At 70.2% G+C, this 20,477-nt stretch carries 23 protein-coding genes and 1 pseudogene; 22 read left to right on the forward strand and 2 right to left on the reverse strand.

The features are described 5' to 3' along the window. Positions 1 to 26 precede the first annotated feature (26 nt). A complete protein-coding gene (locus OG251_RS29475; protein WP_326679943.1) occupies positions 27 to 917 on the reverse strand; it encodes a class I SAM-dependent methyltransferase in 891 nt (296 codons plus the stop codon). A 549-nt stretch (positions 918 to 1,466) separates the two neighbouring features. Between OG251_RS29475 and OG251_RS29480 the strand changes: the two genes are divergently transcribed. The 17 genes from OG251_RS29480 (at position 1,467) to OG251_RS29560 (ending at position 14,776) form a co-directional block, all read left to right on the forward strand. Continuing rightward, positions 1,467 to 2,060: a hypothetical protein gene (locus OG251_RS29480; RefSeq protein ID WP_018509633.1), complete on the forward strand. Its 594-nt coding sequence runs from the start codon at positions 1,467 to 1,469 to the stop codon at positions 2,058 to 2,060. Positions 2,061 to 2,216: 156 nt separating this feature from the next. Continuing rightward, positions 2,217 to 2,657 carry a 30S ribosomal protein S16 gene (gene rpsP, locus OG251_RS29485; RefSeq protein ID WP_073726855.1) on the forward strand — a complete coding sequence of 147 codons (441 nt, stop codon included), beginning with the start codon at positions 2,217 to 2,219 and terminating at the stop codon, positions 2,655 to 2,657. A gap of 2 nt (positions 2,658 to 2,659) precedes the next feature. Next, entirely contained in the window at positions 2,660 to 2,899 is a 240-nt protein-coding gene (locus OG251_RS29490) for an RNA-binding protein (RefSeq protein ID WP_073726853.1), read from the forward strand. Positions 2,900 to 3,008: 109 nt separating this feature from the next. Next, entirely contained in the window at positions 3,009 to 3,641 is a 633-nt protein-coding gene (gene rimM / locus OG251_RS29495; RefSeq protein WP_326679944.1) for a ribosome maturation factor RimM, read from the forward strand. Then, the gene (trmD, locus tag OG251_RS29500) at positions 3,641 to 4,462 is read left to right on the forward strand and encodes a tRNA (guanosine(37)-N1)-methyltransferase TrmD (protein WP_326679945.1); all 822 of its coding nucleotides are present in this window, start codon (positions 3,641 to 3,643) and stop codon (positions 4,460 to 4,462) included. The genes rimM and trmD overlap by 1 nt, the downstream gene beginning before the upstream one ends. 129 nt (positions 4,463 to 4,591) lie before the next feature. After that, positions 4,592 to 4,942, forward strand: a complete 351-nt coding sequence (gene rplS / locus OG251_RS29505) for a 50S ribosomal protein L19 (RefSeq protein ID WP_326679946.1) — start codon at positions 4,592 to 4,594, stop codon at positions 4,940 to 4,942. Between the two features lie 45 nt (positions 4,943 to 4,987). Then, on the forward strand, positions 4,988 to 5,758 hold the full coding sequence (gene lepB, locus OG251_RS29510) for a signal peptidase I (protein WP_326679947.1): 771 nt from the start codon (positions 4,988 to 4,990) through the stop codon (positions 5,756 to 5,758). Further along, on the forward strand, positions 5,751 to 6,923 hold the full coding sequence (lepB, locus tag OG251_RS29515) for a signal peptidase I (RefSeq protein ID WP_326679948.1): 1,173 nt from the start codon (positions 5,751 to 5,753) through the stop codon (positions 6,921 to 6,923). Before lepB (OG251_RS29510) ends, lepB (OG251_RS29515) begins: the two co-directional genes overlap by 8 nt. After that, a complete protein-coding gene (gene lepB, locus OG251_RS29520; RefSeq protein WP_326681460.1) occupies positions 6,826 to 7,719 on the forward strand; it encodes a signal peptidase I in 894 nt (297 codons plus the stop codon). Before lepB (OG251_RS29515) ends, lepB (OG251_RS29520) begins: the two co-directional genes overlap by 98 nt. A 50-nt stretch (positions 7,720 to 7,769) precedes the next feature. Continuing rightward, positions 7,770 to 8,567 carry a signal peptidase I gene (gene lepB / locus OG251_RS29525; protein WP_326679949.1) on the forward strand — a complete coding sequence of 266 codons (798 nt, stop codon included), beginning with the start codon at positions 7,770 to 7,772 and terminating at the stop codon, positions 8,565 to 8,567. A 151-nt stretch (positions 8,568 to 8,718) separates the two neighbouring features. Then, positions 8,719 to 9,207, forward strand: coding sequence for an NUDIX hydrolase (locus OG251_RS29530; RefSeq protein WP_326681461.1), 489 nt, complete (start codon positions 8,719 to 8,721; stop codon positions 9,205 to 9,207). A 63-nt stretch (positions 9,208 to 9,270) separates the two neighbouring features. Beyond that, entirely contained in the window at positions 9,271 to 9,579 is a 309-nt protein-coding gene (locus OG251_RS29535) for a DUF2469 domain-containing protein (protein ID WP_003965949.1), read from the forward strand. Positions 9,580 to 9,697: 118 nt separating this feature from the next. Continuing rightward, positions 9,698 to 10,057 (forward strand): YraN family protein, encoded by a 360-nt coding sequence (locus OG251_RS29540; RefSeq protein WP_326679950.1) that lies wholly within the window; start codon positions 9,698 to 9,700, stop codon positions 10,055 to 10,057. Further along, positions 10,057 to 11,679 carry a YifB family Mg chelatase-like AAA ATPase gene (locus tag OG251_RS29545; RefSeq protein ID WP_326679951.1) on the forward strand — a complete coding sequence of 541 codons (1,623 nt, stop codon included), beginning with the start codon at positions 10,057 to 10,059 and terminating at the stop codon, positions 11,677 to 11,679. Before OG251_RS29540 ends, OG251_RS29545 begins: the two co-directional genes overlap by 1 nt. A 239-nt stretch (positions 11,680 to 11,918) precedes the next feature. Beyond that, positions 11,919 to 13,031, forward strand: coding sequence for a DNA-processing protein DprA (gene dprA / locus OG251_RS29550; RefSeq protein ID WP_385896926.1), 1,113 nt, complete (start codon positions 11,919 to 11,921; stop codon positions 13,029 to 13,031). A gap of 254 nt (positions 13,032 to 13,285) precedes the next feature. Then, the gene (whiG, locus tag OG251_RS29555) at positions 13,286 to 14,122 is read left to right on the forward strand and encodes an RNA polymerase sigma factor WhiG (protein WP_266802417.1); all 837 of its coding nucleotides are present in this window, start codon (positions 13,286 to 13,288) and stop codon (positions 14,120 to 14,122) included. A gap of 96 nt (positions 14,123 to 14,218) precedes the next feature. Next, complete coding sequence (locus OG251_RS29560; protein ID WP_326681463.1) at positions 14,219 to 14,776, forward strand: TetR/AcrR family transcriptional regulator; 558 nt, start codon at positions 14,219 to 14,221, stop codon at positions 14,774 to 14,776. A 298-nt stretch (positions 14,777 to 15,074) separates the two neighbouring features. On the opposite strand, the pseudogene OG251_RS29565 reads toward OG251_RS29560, so the two are convergent. Next, positions 15,075 to 15,563: pseudogene (locus OG251_RS29565) on the reverse strand (peptidoglycan DD-metalloendopeptidase family protein); the annotation flags it as partial. A gap of 277 nt (positions 15,564 to 15,840) precedes the next feature. On the opposite strand from OG251_RS29565, the gene rpsB reads away from it, so the two are divergent. The 5 genes from rpsB to OG251_RS29590 all read left to right on the forward strand — a co-directional run bounded on the left by rpsB (position 15,841) and on the right by OG251_RS29590 (position 20,403). After that, positions 15,841 to 16,767, forward strand: a complete 927-nt coding sequence (gene rpsB, locus OG251_RS29570; RefSeq protein ID WP_326679952.1) for a 30S ribosomal protein S2 — start codon at positions 15,841 to 15,843, stop codon at positions 16,765 to 16,767. Positions 16,768 to 16,866: 99 nt separating this feature from the next. Then, positions 16,867 to 17,703, forward strand: coding sequence for a translation elongation factor Ts (tsf, locus tag OG251_RS29575; RefSeq protein ID WP_326679953.1), 837 nt, complete (start codon positions 16,867 to 16,869; stop codon positions 17,701 to 17,703). 159 nt (positions 17,704 to 17,862) lie between these two features. Further along, positions 17,863 to 18,639 (forward strand): UMP kinase, encoded by a 777-nt coding sequence (gene pyrH / locus OG251_RS29580; protein ID WP_073726825.1) that lies wholly within the window; start codon positions 17,863 to 17,865, stop codon positions 18,637 to 18,639. 121 nt (positions 18,640 to 18,760) lie between these two features. Beyond that, positions 18,761 to 19,318, forward strand: coding sequence for a ribosome recycling factor (gene frr, locus OG251_RS29585; protein WP_073726823.1), 558 nt, complete (start codon positions 18,761 to 18,763; stop codon positions 19,316 to 19,318). Continuing rightward, positions 19,318 to 20,403 carry a phosphatidate cytidylyltransferase gene (locus tag OG251_RS29590; protein ID WP_326679954.1) on the forward strand — a complete coding sequence of 362 codons (1,086 nt, stop codon included), beginning with the start codon at positions 19,318 to 19,320 and terminating at the stop codon, positions 20,401 to 20,403. Before frr ends, OG251_RS29590 begins: the two co-directional genes overlap by 1 nt. Positions 20,404 to 20,477: the final 74 nt, after the last annotated feature.

Consider the following 20,477-nt stretch of genomic DNA (forward strand, 5'->3'; position numbering starts at 1 on the left):
CGCTGTGCGGTCGGGTGCGCCGGGGGTCAGGCCACGCACACCAGGTAGCGGAACACGTTCGGCATCCACACCGTGCCGTCCGGCCGCCGATACGGGTGCAGCGCCTCCGTGACCTCGTCCTCCACCCGGGTACGGTCCGTCGCCCGGAGCGCCGCGTCGAAGAGTCCGGTGGACAGCAGCCCGCGCACCGCGCTGTCCAGGTCCGCGTACCCGAACGGGCATGACACCCGCCCCGAGCCGTCCGGTCTCAGCCCGGCCCGCGAAGCCACGTCCTCCAGGTCGTCGCGCCGGGCCGCCCGCCAGCCGCCGGAACGCGGAGCGCGCGACGGACCGGCCAGCCGGGCCGCCACCCGCAGCACCGCCGCGGTGGCACACCTCTCGGGCGGACCCCAGCCGGTCAGGACCACGGTGGCGCCCCGGGCGGCCAGCGGTACGGCGGATTCCAGCGCGGGGGTGAGCCCCTCGGAGTCACCGGCCGCGCACCCGATCGGGTCGAACGAGGTGAGCAGGTTGTACGGCCCCTCGGCCTCACCGGCCGCCGAGGGGCCGCCGATGACCAGCCGCGCCCGCTCGGGGCCGGGCCGGCCGGACGGAGCGCCGGGCCCCGGATCGGGCAACAGCCGCTCACGGGCCAGCGCGAGCCGTTCCCGGTCGGTGTCGACGCCGGTGACACGCGCCCCGCGGGAAGCGGCGATCAGCAGGGCGAGCCCGGAGCCGCAGCCGAGGGAGAGCATCCGTGTGGCGGTCCCGACCTCGAGCCGGTCGTACACCGCTTCGTACAGCGGTGCCAGCATCCGCTCCTGGATCTCGGCCCAGTCACGGGCACGGATGCCGGCATCGGCCGGGGCGGACGCATCCGCGGACGAATCCGTGTACGAATCCGTGTACCGGTGGTGCCGGACGAGCGTTGGTGTCATGGAATGCGCCCCAATCCGCCGAGAGGTCGGTCGTGCCCGAGAGTGACAGTCCCCCGTGTGCGTACGCCCGCGGTTCCCCCGTATGTCAGAGAACTGCGCATCCGCGGTCCCGTCCAGGGGTTGAAGGGGTTCAATGGCGATGCTCGTGTGCCCGGTCGTGCGCCCCCGCGCGCGGCACCGTGCTGCTTCCCGCTCTTCGCTCTCAGTCTTACCCGACACGCCGGGCACAGCACGTCGAGGGCTCCGGACCCGGACTCCGTACGGTGAAACCCGCCGCGGACGCCCGGGTGGACGCCCGGCACGCGGCCCGGCGCAACGGGTGGTGGTGCGCCGGGTAACCTCGCTCGCGAGGTCGGTGCCCCGCACCCCGCGCGCACGCCGGGGCGTAGCCGGTGCTACGTACCACCTTGGTGCGAGCTGTGAGCCTTCTCCGCAGATCTGCGCACCCGCCCTCGTCCGGACGCATCAACGGCAACTGACTGGTACGTGCAAATTATTTGGGATGCCCCGGAATAGGAACACCGGGGCACTCAGGCTCGTTGTCACGACGTGAGCACGACACCACCTGTACTTGCCGCAGAGCTGGCACAGGCGTGGGCCGACATTCAGCGGTACCACCCCGAGCTGCCCGATCTTGCCGCGCCCGAGTCCCTGATCGGAGAGTCCTCGTCCGCCTGTGGCGCCGAGCTCTCCTTCGAGCGACTGCTCCATGAGGCAGTCCACGGCATCGCCGCCGCGAGAGGTGTCCGAGACACCTCCCGCGCCGGCCGTTACCACAACCGACGTTTCCTCGCGATCGCCGAGGAGCTGGGCCTCGATCATGCCGAGGAGCCCCACCCCAGCAGCGGATTCTCGCTGGTCACGCTGAATCCGGAGGCCAAGCGCCGGTACCGCCCGACCACCGAACGGCTGCAGCGCGCCCTCAAGGCGCACACGGTGGCCACCGCCGCCGACACCAAGCGCTCCTTCCGCGGCCCGGCCGCCCGGCACGGCTCCTCCGGAGGCGGCGTGCGGGTCAAGGCCGTCTGCGACTGCGGGCGCAACGTCCGCGTCGTGCCGTCGGTCCTCGCGCAGGCGCCGATCGTCTGCGGTGGCTGCGGCAAGCCGTTCCAGATCCCGGAAGCGGCGGTCGCGGTGGGGTGAGCCGACGGGGTGTGGCACAATGGCTAGCTGTACTCGACAGCCGCATAGGACCCCTCTCTCCTCCGGCTGACGCGTCCGTCGGGCACCCGAGTACCGCAACCCCACGTGGCATCTTCGTTGTGCCCAACCACGTCAAGACCAGGAGACACCACTTCCGTGGCAGTCAAGATCAAGCTGAAGCGTCTGGGCAAGATCCGTTCGCCTCACTACCGCATCGTCGTCGCCGACTCCCGTACCCGCCGTGACGGCAGGGCCATCGAGGAGATCGGCCTGTACCACCCGGTGCAGAACCCCTCGCGCATCGAGGTCAACTCGGAGCGTGCGCAGTACTGGCTGTCCGTCGGCGCCCAGCCGACCGAGCCGGTTCTCGCGATCCTGAAGCTCACCGGTGACTGGCAGGCGCACAAGGGCCTCCCGGCCCCCGCGCCGCTGCTGCAGCCGGAGCCCAAGGCTGACAAGCGCGCCCTCTTCGAGGCGCTGTCCTCGGACGGCGACGAGGCCAAGGGTGAGGCCATCACTCAGAAGGCCAAGAAGTCCGACAAGAAGGCGGACGAGGCGGCTGACGCTGCTGCGTCCACCGAGTCGACCGAGGCCTGAGCATGCTCGAGGAGGCTCTCGAGCACCTCGTGAAGGGCATCGTCGACAACCCCGACGAAGTGCAGGTGGCCTCGCGCACCCTGCGCCGTGGGCGCGTGCTGGAGGTTCGGGTCCACCCCGATGACCTCGGCAAGGTGATCGGCCGCAACGGCCGCACCGCTCGCGCTCTGCGTACCGTCGTGGGCGCCATCGGTGGTCGTGGTATCCGTGTCGACCTCGTCGATGTGGACCAGGTTCACTGAAAGAGTTGAACACCGGCCAGGGCCGGGGAGGGCTTTCGAGCCGTCCCCGGCCTTTGTCGTCCGTCACCCTCTACTCGTACGTCCGTACACCATCAATCGGAGAAGCAGCGTGCAGTTGGTAGTTGCGCGGATCGGCCGCGCCCATGGCATCAAGGGCGAGGTCACCGTCGAGGTACGAACGGACGAGCCGGAGCTGCGGCTCGGGCCCGGGGCCGTCCTGGCCACCGACCCGGCCACGACGGGGCCGCTGACGATCGAGACCGGCCGGGTGCACAGCGGCAGGCTGCTGCTGCGCTTCGAGGGCGTACGGGACCGTACGGGGGCCGAGGCCCTGCGCAACACTCTCCTGATCGCCGAAGTGGATCCGGCGGAACTCCCGGAGGACCCCGAGGAGTTCTACGACCACCAGCTGATGGACCTCGATGTCGTCCTCGCCGACGGCACCGAGATCGGCCGGATCACCGAGATCACCCACCTGCCCTCGCAGGACCTGTTCATCGTGGAGCGCCCGGACGGCAGCGAGGTGATGATCCCGTTCGTGGAGGAGATCGTCACCGAGATCGACCTGGAGGAGCAGCGCGCGGTCATCTCCCCGCCGCCGGGCCTCATCGACGAGAGCGAGGCGGTGGTGGCCTCCTCGCGCGACGAGGCGGACGGTGCGGACGTGGCGGACGGCCCCGGCGGGCCGGCGGACGCCGGTGAGGCGGGCAGTGCGGGCCCGGAGCCGAAGGGTGACGCGTAATGCGGCTCGATGTCGTCACGATCTTCCCGGAGTACCTGGAACCGCTGAACGTATCGCTGGTCGGCAAGGCCCGCGCCCGTGGCCGGCTCGACGTACAGGTCCATGACCTGCGGGACTGGACGTACGACCGGCACAACACGGTGGACGACACCCCGTACGGCGGCGGTCCCGGCATGGTCATGAAGACCGAGCCGTGGGGCGAGGCCCTGGACGAGGCGCTGGCGGACGGCTACGAGGCGGGCGCGCACGCACCGGTGCTCGTGGTGCCCACGCCCAGCGGACGGCCGTTCACCCAGGAACTGGCCGTCGAGCTCTCCGAGCGGCCCTGGCTGATCTTCACCCCTGCCCGCTACGAGGGCATCGACCGCCGGGTGATGGACGAATACGCCACACGGATACCCGTCATCGAGGTGTCCATCGGCGACTACGTGCTGGCCGGCGGGGAGGCCGCCGTTCTGGTCATCACGGAAGCCGTGGCCCGGCTGCTGCCGGGGGTGCTCGGCAACGCCGAATCGCACCGCGACGACTCCTTCGCCCCGGGCGCCATGGCCGATCTGCTGGAGGGTCCCGTCTACACCAAGCCGCCCGAGTGGCGCGGCCGGGGCATTCCGGACGTCCTGCTGAGCGGACATCACGGCAGGATCGCGCGCTGGCGGCGGGACCAGGCATTCGCCCGTACCGCGCTCAACCGGCCCGACCTCATCGAGCGCTGCGAGGCGAGCGGCTTCGACAAGAAGGACCGCGAGATCCTCTCCATCCTCGGCTGGTCCCCGGAGCCCGGCGGCCGATTTTGGCGCAGGCCCCCGGCCGTGGAAGAATAGGCAGCTGCTGTACGTCCGGCGTGCGCCCCTGCCACAGGGGGAACGACGCCCGCCCGACGCGATCAGCACTCCGAACTCCTCACGAACTCCCGTCGATGACCTGTGGCATCGGCGAAGAAAGCAGACAAAATGGCTTCCCTGCTCGATGGCGTCAATGCCGCCTCCCTGCGTACGGACGTTCCGTCCTTCCGCCCCGGTGACACCGTCAACGTCCACGTGCGCGTGATCGAGGGCAACCGCTCCCGTATCCAGCAGTTCAAGGGTGTTGTCATCCGCCGCCAGGGCTCGGGCGTCAGCGAGACCTTCACGGTCCGCAAGGTCTCCTTCAGCGTCGGCGTCGAGCGCACCTTCCCGGTGCACAGCCCGATCTTCGAGAAGATCGAGCTCGTCACCCGCGGTGACGTCCGTCGCGCCAAGCTGTACTTCCTCCGTGACCTGCGCGGCAAGGCCGCGAAGATCAAGGAGAAGCGCGACAACTGAGCTGACGCCCGCGTCCACAGCCCGGCCGGATAAGCTTCGGCCGCGATGGACACGGAAGCACAGCACACGGAGCGCGACCTTTCCTCCGGACCCGGAACAGGGCCGGAGGAGGGGTCGCGCTTCTCGCGTATCCAGGACCGGTCCGTCCCGTCGATGTCCTGGCGGCGGGCAGCCGCGCTGGGAGCCCTCTGCACGGTCGTCCTGCTGCTGTTCAGCGCCTATGTGATCCAGCCCTTCCTGATCCCCAGCGGCTCGATGGAGCCCACCCTGCGGGTCGGGGACCGGGTGCTCGTCAACAAGCTGGCGTACCGGTTCGGCTCGGTGCCGGAGCGCGGCGACGTGGTGGTGTTCGACGGGACCGGTTCCTTCGTCCAGGAGAGCCCCGGGACGAACGCCGTCGCCGGGCTGCTGCGCGGTGCGGCCTCGTCGCTGGGGCTGGCCGAACCCGCCGCGACCGACTTCGTGAAGCGCGTCGTGGGCGTGGGGGGCGATCGCGTGGTCTGCTGCGACAAGCAGGGAAGGATCGAGGTGAACGGCCACCCGGTGGACGAGGAGTACCTGTACCCCGGGGACGTGCCTTCCCAGGTGCCCTTCGACATCGTCGTCCCCATGGGCACCCTGTGGATGATGGGGGACCACCGGGGCAGTTCCCGCGACTCCCGGGACCACCTGGGGCAGCCCGGCGGCGGCATGGTCCCCGTCGACATGGTGATCGGGCGGGTCGACTGGCTGGGCTGGCCGTTGAACCGGCTGGGGTCACTGCCGGGCACCGACGCCTTCCGGGGTGTACGGGCGCCCGTCGGAGCCCATGGGTAACCGCGGGCGCAGGCGCGGCGTGCCGGACGCCGAGGGTCCGCTGCCGCCCGGAGCGGGGCGGGCGGATGCCGGACGGACGGATGCCGGGTCGACGGGTGCCGGACGGGCGGACGCCGGGTCGACGGGTGCAGGACCGGCGGCCGGAGACGGGCCCACCGTGTCGCGCTCGCTCCCGACACGGGCGGAGCGCCGCAAACTGGCGCGCAGGGTCAGACGGCGGCGGCGCAGGTCGGCGGTGACGGAGATCCCCGTGCTCATCGTGGTGGCGCTGCTGATCGCGCTGGTGCTGAAGACCTTCCTGGTGCAGGCGTTCGTGATCCCGTCAGGGTCGATGGAGCAGACCATCCGGATCGGCGACCGGGTGCTCGTGGACAAGCTGACCCCCTGGTTCGGGTCGGAGCCGCAGCGTGGCGACGTCGTCGTCTTCAAGGACCCCGGCGGCTGGCTGGGCGAGGAGCACGCGGGCGGCGGGGAGAAGGACCCTCCCGTCGGCGTCAAACAGGTCATGGAACTGCTGACCTTCATCGGGCTGCTGCCGTCCGACGACGAACAGGACCTCATCAAACGCGTGGTGGCCGTCGGCGGCGACACCGTGAAGTGCTGCGGCAAGGACGGCAGGGTCACCGTCAACGGTGTCGCGCTGGACGAGCCCTATCTGTACCCCGGCAACGAGCCATCGACTGTCCAATTCGAGGTAAAGGTTCCGGCCGGCCGGCTCTTCGTGATGGGGGACCACCGGTCGAATTCCGCGGATTCGCGCTTCCATCTCGACGAGCCGGACAAGGGCACCGTTTCCGAGGACGAGGTCGTGGGACGGGCCGTGGTGATCGCCTGGCCGTTCGGTCACTGGCGCACGCTGGAGGAACGCGCGACCTTCGGCTCGGTCCCGGACGCGCGCGCCGGGGCGACGGCAGTGTCGGCCATGTCGAATAGTCTGTCTCCCCAGGATCGATACGCGATGGTCCGGCTCCCGACCCCTGCGGAACTCCCGCTCGTTATGGGAGTGGTGGGCCTGCACCGAACCGGGCGTGGGCAGTGGCACGTATTGAGGAGTGGATGTGGGGGATTTGGCGGTCGGCGCACGATCCGGACACGACGAACCCGAGGATCGGCCGGAGCACGCGGAGTCTCCTGTGGAGGCGACGGCGGGCCGGACGGAGGGTGACTCCGACTCCTCGGACAGCGGAGGCAGGGCTCCGAAGAAGCCGCGTTCCTTCTGGAAGGAACTGCCGCTGCTCATCGGCATCGCGCTCGTTCTGGCGTTGTTGATCAAGACTTTCCTGGTACAGGCGTTCTCGATCCCCTCGGACTCCATGCAGAACACGCTGCAGCGGGGCGACCGGGTGCTGGTCGACAAGCTGACCCCGTGGTTCGGCTCGGAGCCGGAGCGCGGCGAGGTCGTGGTCTTCCACGACCCGGGCGGCTGGCTGGAGGACACCGCGACGCCGGACCCCAACGCGGTGCAGAAGTTCCTCAGCTTCATCGGGCTGATGCCGTCCGCCGAGGAGAAGGACCTGATCAAGCGGGTCATCGCGGTCGGCGGCGACACGGTCGAGTGCAAGAAGAACGGGCCGGTGACGGTCAACGGGAAGGCGCTGGACGAGAAGTCGTTCATCTTCCCCGGGAACACCGCGTGCAATGACGAGCCGTTCGGACCGATCCATGTGCCCGAGGGCCGGATCTGGGTGATGGGCGACCACCGTCAGAACTCGCTGGACTCCCGGTACCACCAGGAGCTTCCCGGCCAGGGCACGGTCTCCACGGACGAGGTCGTCGGCCGTGCCGTCGTCGTCGCCTGGCCCATCAACCGCTGGGCGACCCTCCCGGTTCCGGGGACCTTCGACCAGGCGGGGCTGAACAAGGCCGCGGCCATGGCGCCCGCCGCACTGGGTGTGGCCGGAGCGCTGCCCCTCGTGCTGTGGCGCCGCAAGAGGCTGACCAGCGGGCGTACCGCCGGGTAGGGTGCCGACTCGGATCAGCGATTGTCGATCTCCGATGGGGGAGCGCTGGGATGAGTGGAACAGGACGTACGGATGGCGGCCGCGGCCGGCTCGGCAATGTGTTGTCGGGTCTGGCCGTGGCCGTCGGCTGTGTGCTCTTCCTCGGCGGATTCGCCTGGGGAGCAGTGGTGTACGCGCCGTACACGGTGCCGACCGATTCGATGGCGCCGACGGTGAACTCCGGGGACCGGGTGCTCGCGGAGCGGGTGGACGGCGCCGATGTGCGGCGCGGGGACGTGGTCGTGTTCACCGATGCGGCCTGGGGCGCTGTGCCGATGGTGAAGCGGGTCGTCGGTGTCGGCGGCGACAAGGTGGCCTGCTGCGACAAGGGCGGTCGGCTCACCATCAACGGCACCCCCGTTGAGGAACCGTATCTGCGGGCGTACGACGGGACCGCCGGTTCCGCGGCACGGACCCCGGCCTCGCCCCAGGGATTCACGGCCGAAGTACCCAGGGGCCAGCTCTTCCTGCTCGGTGACGAACGGGCCGGTTCACTGGACTCCCGGGTGCACCTCGACGACGCGAGCCAGGGCTCTGTCCCCCGCAGGGCCGTCGAGGCCCGGGTCGACGCGGTGGCGTGGCCGATGAACGGGATGATCGGACGGCCGGACTCCTTCGCGGCGCTGCCCGGCGGGGTGTCCTCCAGTGGACCTCTGCGGCTCCAGCTCGGGACGGTCGTGGTGGGCCTGGTGCTCATTCTGGGCGGCGCCGCGTACGGACCGATCGCCGCGCGCTCCTCCAGGTCGGCCCGGTCAGCCCGGTCGGCCCGAGGGAAGCAGCGGACATCGGCGGCCGCCGATGCCGGCTGAGACCGACGGGACGCAGGGGGCCGCGGAAGGCGGTGAGCCGTCGGTGGCTGCCGAGGAAGACGGGACACAGACGGCCGCCGGGACCGGTGGGATGCCGATGTCTTCCGAGACCGGCGGGCCGTCGGTGGGGGCCGGGACCGGTGGGCCGTCGATGGGCGCCGAGGTTCGCAGGGTCGCCCGGGTGGTGCTCCTCGATCCTGAGGACCGCGTCCTGCTGATGCACGGGTACGAGCCGGACGACCCGGCGGACACCTGGTGGTTCACGCCCGGCGGTGGCCTGGAGGGCGACGAGACCCGGGAGCAGGCGGCGCGGCGCGAACTCGCCGAGGAGACCGGGATCACGGACATCGAGCTGGGCCCCGTGCTCTGGCGGCGGACCTGCTCCTTCCCGTTCGACGGGCGGCGCTGGAACCAGGACGAGTGGTACTTCCTGGCCCGTACGGCGCAGACCGCCACCGCCCCCCAGGGCCTCACCGAACTGGAGCGGCGCAGTGTTGCCGGTCTGAGGTGGTGGACTTCCGCCGAACTGCTCGCGGCGCGTGAGACGGTGTATCCGACCAGACTCGCCGAGCTGCTGCGCACGCTCCTCGACGAGGGTCCTCCACGTGCTCCGCTGCTTCTGGCCCCCGAAATCGTCTAATCGTTCAGGGGTGCCGGGGGCTGGCGCACAATAGGGGGACGCACGGCTGAAGGGGAACATGCCATGAGCGCCGAGGACCTCGAGAAGTACGAGACCGAGATGGAGCTGAAGCTCTACCGGGAGTACCGCGATGTCGTCGGTCTGTTCAAATATGTGATCGAGACCGAACGGCGCTTCTACCTCACCAACGACTACGAGATGCAGGTGCACTCGGTCCAGGGTGAGGTTTTCTTCGAAGTATCCATGGCGGATGCCTGGGTGTGGGACATGTACCGGCCCGCGAGATTCGTCAAGCAGGTCCGTGTGCTGACATTCAAGGACGTGAACATCGAGGAGCTCAACAAGAGCGACCTCGAACTACCGGGGGGCTGATCCGCGCGACCCGGTCGCCCTGACGGGTGACCGGGTTATCCACAATCGCGGAGTTGTCCACCAAGATCCACACGTCCGGGCCGGACACGTCAGAGTCGGTGCCGGAGGTGGTGCCGATATGAACGCACGGGGGGCACTCGGGCGGTACGGCGAGGATCTGGCGGCACGGCTGCTGGCCGACGCCGGAATGGCCGTACTGGAGCGCAACTGGCGCTGTCGCGCCGGAGAGATCGACATTGTCGCCAGGGACGGCGACGCGCTGGTCATCTGCGAGGTGAAGACCCGCAGGTCCGGAGGGTTCGAGCATCCCATGGCGGCCGTCACCCCGGTCAAGGCGGACCGGCTGCGACGGCTCGCGGAGATCTGGCTCGACAGTCACGGCGGGCCACCGGACGGCGGGGTCCGGATCGACCTGGTCGGAGTGGTCGTGCCGAGGCGGGGCGCGGCGGTCACCGAGCATGTGCGCGGGGTGTCCTGATGGGATTCGCGCGGGCCTGTTCGGTGGCGCTGGTCGGCGTCGAGGGCGTGGTGGTGGAGGTCCAGGCGGACCTGGAGCCGGGAGTGGCGGCGTTCACCCTGGTGGGGCTGCCGGACAAGAGCCTGGTGGAGAGCCGGGACCGGGTCAGGGCCGCCGTGGTCAATTCGGGGGCGGAGTGGCCGCAGAAGAAGCTCACCGTGGGACTCTCCCCGGCATCCGTACCCAAAGGGGGTTCGGGTTTCGATCTCGCTGTCGCGTGCGCGGTTCTCGGCGCGGCCGAGAGGATCGCCCCCGGTTCCATCGCGGATGTGGTGATGATCGGTGAGCTCGGCCTGGACGGCAGGGTACGCCCGGTCCGAGGCGTGCTGCCCGCCGTGCTCGCCGCCGCCGAGGCGGGATACCGCCATGTGGTCGTCCCCGAGCAGACCGCCGGGGAAGCGGCCCTTGTACCAGGTGTCTCGGTCCTCGGTGTACGGAGCCTGCGCCAGCTCATCGCGGTGCTGGGCGACGAGCCCGTGCCGGACGAGCCGGCCGATGACCCGGGACGTCCGGACGCGATGCTGGCCGGGCTGATGGTCCCGGGCGCCGGTGTCGGCTCGGGCCTCGCCGCGCTCTGCGGGCAGGGTGACGGCCATCGGCCCGACCTGGCGGATGTCGCGGGACAGGCACGTCCCCGCAAGGCTCTGGAGGTGGCCGCCGCGGGGGCACATCATCTGCTGCTCTCCGGGCCGCCGGGGGCCGGAAAGACGATGCTGGCCGAGCGCCTCCCCGCGATCCTGCCTCCGCTGACCCGGAAAGAATCCCTCGAAGTGACGGCGATTCACTCGGTGGCGGGAATCCTCCCACCGGGTGAACCCCTGGTCGCCAGAGCGCCGTACTGCGCACCTCACCACTCGGCGACGATGCAGTCGCTGGTCGGCGGGGGCAATGGACTGCCGAGGCCGGGAGCCGTCTCGCTGGCCCATCGCGGAGTGCTCTTTCTGGATGAGGCGCCCGAGTTTTCGGGGAAGGTGCTCGACGCGTTGCGCCAGCCGCTGGAGTCCGGCCATGTCGTGGTCGCGCGGGCGGCCGGGGTGGTGCGGCTGCCCGCCAGATTCCTGATGATGCTCGCCGCGAACCCGTGCCCCTGCGGCAGACACACCCTCAGTGGCGCCGGCTGCGAATGCCCGCCCTCGGCCGTCCGCCGTTACCAGGCAAGACTCTCCGGGCCCCTGCTCGACCGGGTGGACCTGCGCGTCGAGGTGGAGCCCGTCGACCGCGCCGACCTGATGGGGCGCGGTGGCCGGGGCGAGTCGACGGTGGAGGTGGCCGCCCGGGTACGGGAGGCCAGGGCACGGGCCGCCGACCGGTTGGCCGGTACGCCCTGGACCACCAACAGCGAAGTGCCCGGACACGAACTGCGGACCCGGCTGCTCGCGGCACCGGGGGCGCTGATGGCGGCGGAGCGGGACATGGAGCGCGGCATCCTGACGGCCCGGGGCCTCGACCGGGTGCTGCGGGTGGCGTGGACAGTGGCGGACCTGCGGGGCGCCGACCGGCCGGACGCCTCCGACATCGCGGTGGCCCTGGAGCTGCGGACGGGCATCCAGCGCGGGGTGGCGATGGAGGCCGGAGCATCGTGAAACGGCAGTTGGGGGCGGACGGGGGAGCGGCTGCCGACGAGACGGGGAACGGTGGTGCGGGAGAGGCAGGACAGGCGGGACAGGCGGGAGAGGCAGGCCGGGCGGCAGGTTGGGCAGGACGGGTGGGGCGGATGGAGTGGGCCGGGCAGGGAGAAGGGGCGGATGAGACGGGGTGCGCGGGGTCGGGGCAGGAAGGGCGAAGCGAGCGAGTGCGGTTGGCGCGGGTCGCGCTGACCCGGATTCTGGAGCCGGGCGACGAGCGTGCCGGACGCTGGCTGCGGGAGGCGGGGCCGGTCGAGCTGATACGACGGCTCACCGCCCGGGACGGCTCGGCCGAGGAGTTGCCGGGGATGACCGCGACGCGCCTGGGCGGCTATCGGCTGCGTGCCGCGGCGGCCGAGCCCGAGCGGGATCTGGCGGCCGTGGCCGCGGTGGGCGGGCGCTTCCTCTGCCCGGGCGACCAGGAATGGCCCGGTCAACTCGACGACCTGGGCGACGCCCGGCCGATCGGACTCTGGGTGCGCGGGGGTCCTGACCTGCGCCTGTGGGCCCTGCGTTCGGTCGCGGTGGTCGGCGCCAGGGCCTGCACACCCTACGGCGCCCACATGGCGGCAAGCCTCGGCGCGGGGCTCGCGGAGCGTGGCTGGGTCGTGGTGTCGGGCGCCGCGTTCGGGGTGGACGGGGCGGCCCACCGCGGTGCGCTGGCCGCGGGCGGGGCGACGATGGCGGTGCTGGCGTGCGGGGTCGACGTCGCCTATCCCCGAGGCCACACCGAGTTGATCGGACGCATGGCGGAACAAGGTCTGGTCATGGGGGAGTTGCCGCCCGCCGCCCACCCCACGCGCAGCAGGTTCATCCTCCGGAACAGGGTGATCGCCGCGCTCACCAGAGGGACGGTCGTGGTCGAGGCCGAATACCGCAGCGGTTCGCTCGTCACGGCCCGTAGCGCTCAGCGCCTCGGCCGCTTCACCATGGGAGTGCCGGGCCCGGCGACCAGCGGTCTGTCCGCCGGAGTCCATGAGCTGCTGCGCGGCGAAGCGGTCCTGGTCACCGACGCGGCGGAAATCGCCGAACTGGTGGGGGACATCGGCGACCTCGCACCCGCCAGACGCGGCCCCGTACTGCCCAGGGACCTGCTGGACGCGGTCACCGCGAGGGTCCTGGACGCCCTTCCCTACCACGGCATCACCGATGTGCGTGACGTGGCACGTGCCGCGGGAACGTCCGCCGACGAAACCCTCGGGCGACTGTACGAACTGCACTCACTGGGGTTCGTAGAACGTCAGGGCGACCGATGGCGGTTGACCAGTGGGCCGACATGCAACGCCGACGCGCGGCGAGGCGGTACTTGACCTGGGGCATTCGGGTGAAAAGGTAATGCCGATGACCTCGGCAGCCAATCCAGCGGCGCTCCCGGGGCCGGTGCGCGCGGCGACGGTCCCGGCCATCGGTCCTGTCCTATGGCGGGAACGCGGGTATGTCAGCGCGCGGCACCGAACCTCTGTCCTGCGCGCACTGCGATGCTTCAGTCACGCTACGCTCACAAGGATTCCGTCCCACACAAACGTCCCCCAGCACTTCACGGCAGAACGGCTCAAGGCACCACATGCCCCAGCACACCTCCGGGTCTGACCGCGCGGCAGTACCACCGGCTGCGCGTGGCACTGTGCGTCCTCCCGCCCCCTCCTCGCTCGACGAGTTGTGGCGTTCGTACAAGACCACCGGCGACGAGCGCCTGCGGGAGCAGCTGATCCTCCACTACTCGCCGCTCGTCAAATATGTCGCGGGCCGGGTCAGCGTGGGACTGCCCTCCAACGTCGAGCAGGCCGACTTCGTCTCCTCCGGGGTCTTCGGGCTGATCGACGCCATCGAGAAGTTCGACATCGAGCGGGCCATCAAGTTCGAGACGTACGCGATCACCAGGATCCGCGGCGCGATGATCGACGAACTCCGGGCCCTGGACTGGATCCCCCGCTCCGTGCGGCAGAAGGCGCGGAACGTGGAACGCGCCTATGCCACGCTGGAGGCCCAGCTGCGGCGCACCCCCTCGGAGGCCGAAGTGGCCTCGGAGATGGGCATCGCCCTGGAGGAACTGCACGCGGTTTTCAGCCAGTTGTCGCTGGCGAACGTGGTGGCGCTGGAGGAGTTGCTGCACGTCGGCGGCGAGGGCGGTGACCGGCTGAGCCTGATGGACACGCTGGAGGACACCGCCGCCGACAATCCGGTGGAGGTCGCCGAGGACCGTGAGCTCAGACGGCTGCTCGCACGTGCCATCAACACGCTCCCCGACCGGGAGAAGACGGTCGTCACCCTCTACTACTACGAGGGCCTCACCCTCGCCGAGATCGGCAATGTCCTCGGCGTCACCGAGAGCCGGGTCAGCCAGATCCACACCAAGTCCGTGCTGCAACTCCGGGCGAAACTGGCCGACGCCGGACGCTGAGCGCTCACCGTTCGGCCATCCCGACGGAGGCTGCGCCCTTCCCTCGAACACCTGCCGCCGTAGAGTGGAAGCGTGCCCAGGATTCGAGCGGCCTCCGTGGCCGAGCACCGGACCATGCAGCGCGGCGCCCTCCTGGACGCCGCGCGCTCCCTGCTGTCCGAGGGCGGTACGGAGGCGTTGACCTTCCCCGCACTCGCCGAACGCACGGGCCTTGCCCGGTCCTCCGTGTACGAGTACTTCCGCTCCCGCGCGGCTGTCGTCGAGGAGCTCTGCGCCGTCGACTTCCCCGTCTGGGCGGCCGAGATCGAGAACGCCATGGAGCGGGCCGAGGCCCCCGAGGAGAAGATCGAGGCGTATGTACGCCGACAGCTCGATCTCGTCGGGGACCGACGCCATCGCGCGGTCGTCGCGATCTCCGCGAGCGAGCTGGACGCGGGCGCCCGCGAGAAGATCCGGGCCGCGCACGGCGGGCTGATCGCCATGATCGTGGAGGCGCTGGGCGATCTCGGCCACGCCCAGCCGAGGCTGGCGGCGATGCTGCTGCAGGGTTCGGTCGACGCGGCGGTGCGCCGTATCGAACTGGGAGTGGCGGAGGAGCCGGGCGTCGTCGCGGACACCGCCGTCGCCATGATCCTGCGCGGCGTACGGGGCTGATCCGGCCCCGCGCCACCACCGCCGCCATGAGCGGAGCCACCGCCGGGAGGACGCCGTGCCCTTGGGCGCCGCGGGGTCCGGTGTCCCCGGTGGCCGTGCCGTACCGGGTGGTCCGTGACGCCATCGGGAGTCCGGCCCGGACCGGCTCGGGCTCGGACGAATCAGGCCGCGGTACGCCGAACACCGGCAGCAGCCGGGACGGACCCCGCCGCAGCGACGAGGGCGGCAGCAGGGACAGCGGGTCCAGATAGGTGTCCCCGCGCCGCAGCCCCCAGTGCAGACAGCCCGTACGGCAATGGAACGGCCCCTCTTCCAGTCTGCCCACCGCCCCGCCGGCGGTCACCGCCCCGCCCCGCGCGACCAGCGCCGCCACCGGCTCGTACGTGAGGCGCAGCGGCGGGTCCCCACTCCCCGCCATCTCGATGACGAGCACCCCGCGCCCGGCCACCCGGCCCGCGAACGACACCCGGCCGGTGGCGGCCGCCCGCACCTCACCGCCGGGCCGCGCGGCGAGATCGACGCCGCGGTGGCCGCGCCCGTACGAGCCGGCGGGCGGCTCCCACCCCCGCAGGACCGTGGGTCTCCCGGCCAGCGGCCAGACCCGGTCGCCGCCCGGTGCCGGGCCGGGTGCGGCCGAAGCCGGGCCCGCCGCCGGTCCGAGCAGCCCCACCAGCAGAACGGCCACCAGAGCGGCCAGCGGCAGGGCGGCCGGCAGTGCGGCCCGCGGAAAGGACGAGAGGCCGGTCGGGAGTGAGGGGGAGCGGGGCGGTCCGGGTGTGCTTCGCATGCCCGAAACGATGTCCCGCCGGGCGCGATCGGGGGGATCATGAACCGCTCCTGTGGACTACTCGCCGGTTGTGGACATCGCCGTCACCCGGCACTCATCGGGTCCCGTACACTTCTTGTGGCGATCCGGGTCACCGGGTCGACTTCGCACGCCCCGCCACCTCCCTCTCTGCGGAGGTGGCCGCGCTCCTCGGTCCCTTGTGGCACGGCGCGTCGGGGCGTCAGGCGCGATCGCAATCCTGCGGTCGCGACAACCGAGCACCTCAAGGAGTACGGCCATGGCCGTCGTCACGATGCGGGAGCTGCTGGAAAGCGGCGTCCACTTCGGTCACCAGACCCGTCGCTGGAACCCGAAGATGAAGCGCTTCATCTTCACCGAGCGCAACGGCATCTACATCATCGACCTGCTCCAGTCGCTGTCGTACATCGACCGCGCCTACGAGTTCGTCAAGGAGACCGTCGCCCACGGCGGCTCCATCATGTTCGTGGGTACCAAGAAGCAGGCGCAGGAAGCCATCGCCGAGCAGGCGACGCGCGTCGGCATGCCGTACGTCAACCAGCGTTGGCTCGGCGGCATGCTCACCAACTTCTCCACCGTCTACAAGCGCCTTCAGCGTCTGAAGGAGCTTGAGCTCATCGACTTCGAGGACGTGGCCGCCTCCGGCCTCACCAAGAAGGAGCTCCTGGTCCTCTCGCGCGAGAAGGCCAAGCTGGAGAAGACCCTCGGTGGTATCCGCGAGATGCAGAAGGTGCCGAGCGCCGTCTGGATCGTCGACACCAAGAAGGAGCACATCGCCGTCGGTGAGGCGCGCAAGCTCCACATCCCGGTCGTCGCGATCCTCGACACCAACTGCGACCCCGACGAGGTCGACTACAAGATTCCGGGCAACGACGACGCGATCCGCTCCGTCACCCTGCTCACCCGCGTGATCGCCGACGCCGTCGCCGAGGGCCTCATCGCCCGTTCCGGTGCCGCCACCGGTGACTCGAAGCCGGGCGAGAAGGCCGCCGGCGAGCCGCTCGCCGAGTGGGAGCGCGACCTGCTCGAGGGCGACAAGAAGGACGAGACCGCGGCCACCGCCGAGGTCCAGACCTCCGCCGAGACCGAGAAGGTCGCGGACGCCGAGTCTGCCGACGCCGCCGAGGCGCCGGCCGCCGAGGCCCCCGCTGCCGAGGCTCCGGCCGCGGACGCCGAGCAGGCCTGACACCCGTCACGGCTGAAGACGGCGGGGACGGTGCCACAGGGCACCGCCCCCGCCGTTCACCCGTAGATCTTTCAGACTTCGAGAGAGAAATACAGACTCATGGCGAACTACACCGCCGCTGACGTCAAGAAGCTCCGTGAGCTCACCGGCGCCGGCATGATGGACTGCAAGAAGGCGCTCGACGAGGCCGATGGCAACGTCGACAAGGCCGTCGAGGCGCTCCGTATCAAGGGCCAGAAGGGCGTCGCCAAGCGCGAGGGCCGTTCTGCCGAGAACGGTGCCGTCGTCTCCCTCATCTCCGAGGACAAGACGTCCGGCGTCCTCCTCGAGCTGAAGTGCGAGACGGACTTCGTCGCCAAGGGCGACAAGTTCCAGGCCGTCGCCAACACGCTCGCCGCCCACGTCGCCGCGACGTCCCCGGCCGACATCGAGGCGCTGCTCGCCTCCGAGATCGAGCCCGGCAAGACCGTCCAGGCGTACGTGGACGAGGCCAACGCCAACCTCGGCGAGAAGATCGTGCTGGACCGCTTCGCGCAGTTCACCGGTTCGTACGTCTCCGTGTACATGCACCGCACCATGCCCGACCTGCCGCCGCAGATCGGTGTCCTGGTCGAGCTGGACAAGGCCGACGCCGAGCTGGCCAAGGGCATCGCGCAGCACATCGCCGCCTTCGCCCCGAAGTACCTGTCCCGCGAGGACGTCCCCGCCGAGATCGTCGAGGCCGAGCGCCGCGTCGCCGAGGAGACCACGCGCGCCGAGGGCAAGCCCGAGGCCGCGCTCCCGAAGATCGTCGAGGGTCGCGTCAACGGCTTCTTCAAGGAGGCCACCCTCCTCGGTCAGCCGTACGCGCTGGACGCCAAGAAGTCGGTTCAGAAGGTCCTGGACGAGGCCGGTGTCACCCTGAAGCGCTTCGCGCGCATCAAGGTCGGCATCTGAGTCCGTCCGCGAAAAACGGTGGACCCCGATAGGGTCTAGTGCAGTCGACGGCCGCACTTATGCCGGACGACCGCAGATCTGACGAGGAGGCCATTGCCGCTGAGGGACATCGGACCCACCGGCAATGGCCTTCTTCGTATGTGCACGAGGAGAATTTCCATGGACAAGGGCGCGGACGCCACTCAGGGTGACCACAAGCGCGACGACGGCAAGGTTTCCGGACGCTTCATGCTGAAGCTGTCCGGCGAGGCATTCGCCGGTGGCGGAGGTCTCGGTGTCGACCCCGATGTCGTGCATGCCATCGCCCGCGAGATCGCGGCCGTCGTGCGCGACGGCGCGGAGATCGCGATCGTCATCGGCGGCGGCAACTTCTTCCGTGGTGCCGAGCTCCAGCAGCGCGGCATGGACCGGGCCCGGTCCGACTACATGGGCATGCTCGGCACGGTCATGAACTGCCTGGCGCTCCAGGACTTCCTGGAGAAGGAAGGCATCGACTCGCGCGTCCAGACCGCCATCACCATGGGCCAGGTCGCCGAGCCGTACATCCCGCTCCGTGCCGTGCGGCACCTGGAGAAGGGGCGCGTCGTCATCTTCGGCGCCGGCATGGGGATGCCGTACTTCTCCACCGACACCACCGCCGCCCAGCGTGCCCTGGAGATCGACGCCGAGGCCCTGCTGATGGGCAAGAACGGGGTCGACGGCGTCTATGACTCCGACCCCAAGACCAACCCCGACGCGGTGAAGTTCGACGCGCTGGAGTACAGCGAGGTGCTCGCCCGCGATCTGAAGATCGCCGACGCCACCGCCATCACGCTCTGCCGTGACAACCAGCTCCCGATCCTCGTCTTCGAGCTGACCGCCGCGGGCAATATCGCCCGCGCGGTCAAGGGTGAGAAGATCGGCACGCTCGTGAGCGACGAGAGCACCCGGGCCTGACGGCCCCAAGGATGGACAACGGCCTGCCGGTCGGACACCGTGCAGGTGAGGACGCGACGCAGGACCCGCCGGGCCTGGCGATGACGATGCCGGGCCCACTCAAGACACGCAGGAGCACGTGGTGATCGAAGAAATCCTCCTCGAGGCCGAGGAGAAGATGGAGAAGGCCGTTGTCGTCGCGAAAGAGGACTTCGCCGCGATCCGCACCGGCCGCGCGCACCCGGCGATGTTCAACAAGATCGTCGCCGACTACTACGGCGCGCTGACCCCGATCAACCAGCTGGCCTCGTTCTCGGTTCCCGAGCCGCGGATGGCCGTCGTGACGCCGTTCGACAAGACCGCGCTGCGCAACATCGAGCAGGCGATCCGCGACTCCGACCTCGGCGTCAACCCGAGCAACGACGGCAACATCATCCGGGTGACCTTCCCCGAGCTCACCCAGGACCGCCGCAAGGAGTACATCAAGGTCGCCAAGACCAAGGCCGAGGACTCCAAGATCTCGATCCGCTCCATCCGCCGCAAGGCCAAGGAGACGCTCGACAAGCTCGTCAAGGACAAGGAGTCCGGCGAGGACGAGGTGCGTCGCGCGGAGAAGGAGCTCGACGACACCACCGCGAAGTACGTCGCGCAGGTGGACGAGCTGCTCAAGCACAAGGAAGCCGAGCTGCTCGAAGTCTGATGAACGACTCTTCCTGGGGCGCCGCGCAGGGAGCCGGATACTGGAGCACGCCCGAGATGGGCGTTGCTCCGGCGGGTCCTGCCTACGATGTGCATGACGCCCAGCAGACTCGGCCCATGCCCAACGTGCCGGACGTTCCCGACGCAGGTAGAGACGCAGACGACCGCGACGACCGGAACAGGGATGCCGCTCACGTCAGCGGCCCCCTGTTCCGTGACGAGATGCCGCAGGAGCCCATGTCCACCCCGCTGCCGCCCCCGCCGCAGAAGAAGCGTGCGGGGCGTGATCTGCGCGCCGCCATAGGGGTGGGCGTGGGACTCGGCGCCGTCATCGTCGCCTCGCTCTTCATCGTGAAGGCCGTATTCGTCGGCGTGATCGTGCTCGCCGTCGTCGTCGGCCTCTGGGAGCTCACCTCCCGCCTGGAGGAGCGCAAGGGCATCAAGGCGCCCCTCGTGCCGCTCGCCGTCGGCGGGGCCGCCATGGTCGTCGCCGGCTACGCACGGGGTGCGGAGGGTGCCTGGGTCGCCATGGCGCTGACCGCGCTCGCGGTACTGGTCCGGCGGATGACGCAGCCGCCCGAGGGCTACCTCAAGGACGTCACCGCCGGGGTCTTCGCCGCGTTCTACGTACCGTTCCTGGCCACGTTCGTCGCGATGCTCCTGACGGCGGACGACGGGCCGCAGCGGGTCCTCACCTTCCTGCTGCTCACCGTGGTCAGCGACACCGGTGCGTACGCCGTGGGCTGGCGGTTCGGCAAGCACAAGCTCGCACCACGGATCAGCCCCGGAAAGACCCGCGAGGGCCTGCTCGGGGCGGTCGCCTTCGCGATGGCCGCCGGTGCGCTGTGCATGGAGTTCCTGATCGACGGCGGTTCCTGGTGGCAGGGGCTGCTGCTGGGTCTCGCGGTCGCCGCCAGCGCCACCCTCGGTGACCTGGGCGAATCCATGATCAAGCGGGATCTGGGGATCAAGGACATGGGCACGCTGCTGCCCGGCCACGGCGGCATCATGGACCGGCTGGACTCGCTGCTTCCGACCGCGCCGGTGGTGTGGCTGCTGCTGGTGCTGTTCGTCGGGTCCGGCTGAGTGTGCTGTCCGTTGGAACCGGCTGAGCCGCCACAGTCCACCTGCCGGGGGCCGGGCTGACGCGTACAGATGCC

The organism is Streptomyces sp. NBC_01237 (assembly GCF_035917275.1).
Classification (GTDB): domain Bacteria; phylum Actinomycetota; class Actinomycetes; order Streptomycetales; family Streptomycetaceae; genus Streptomyces.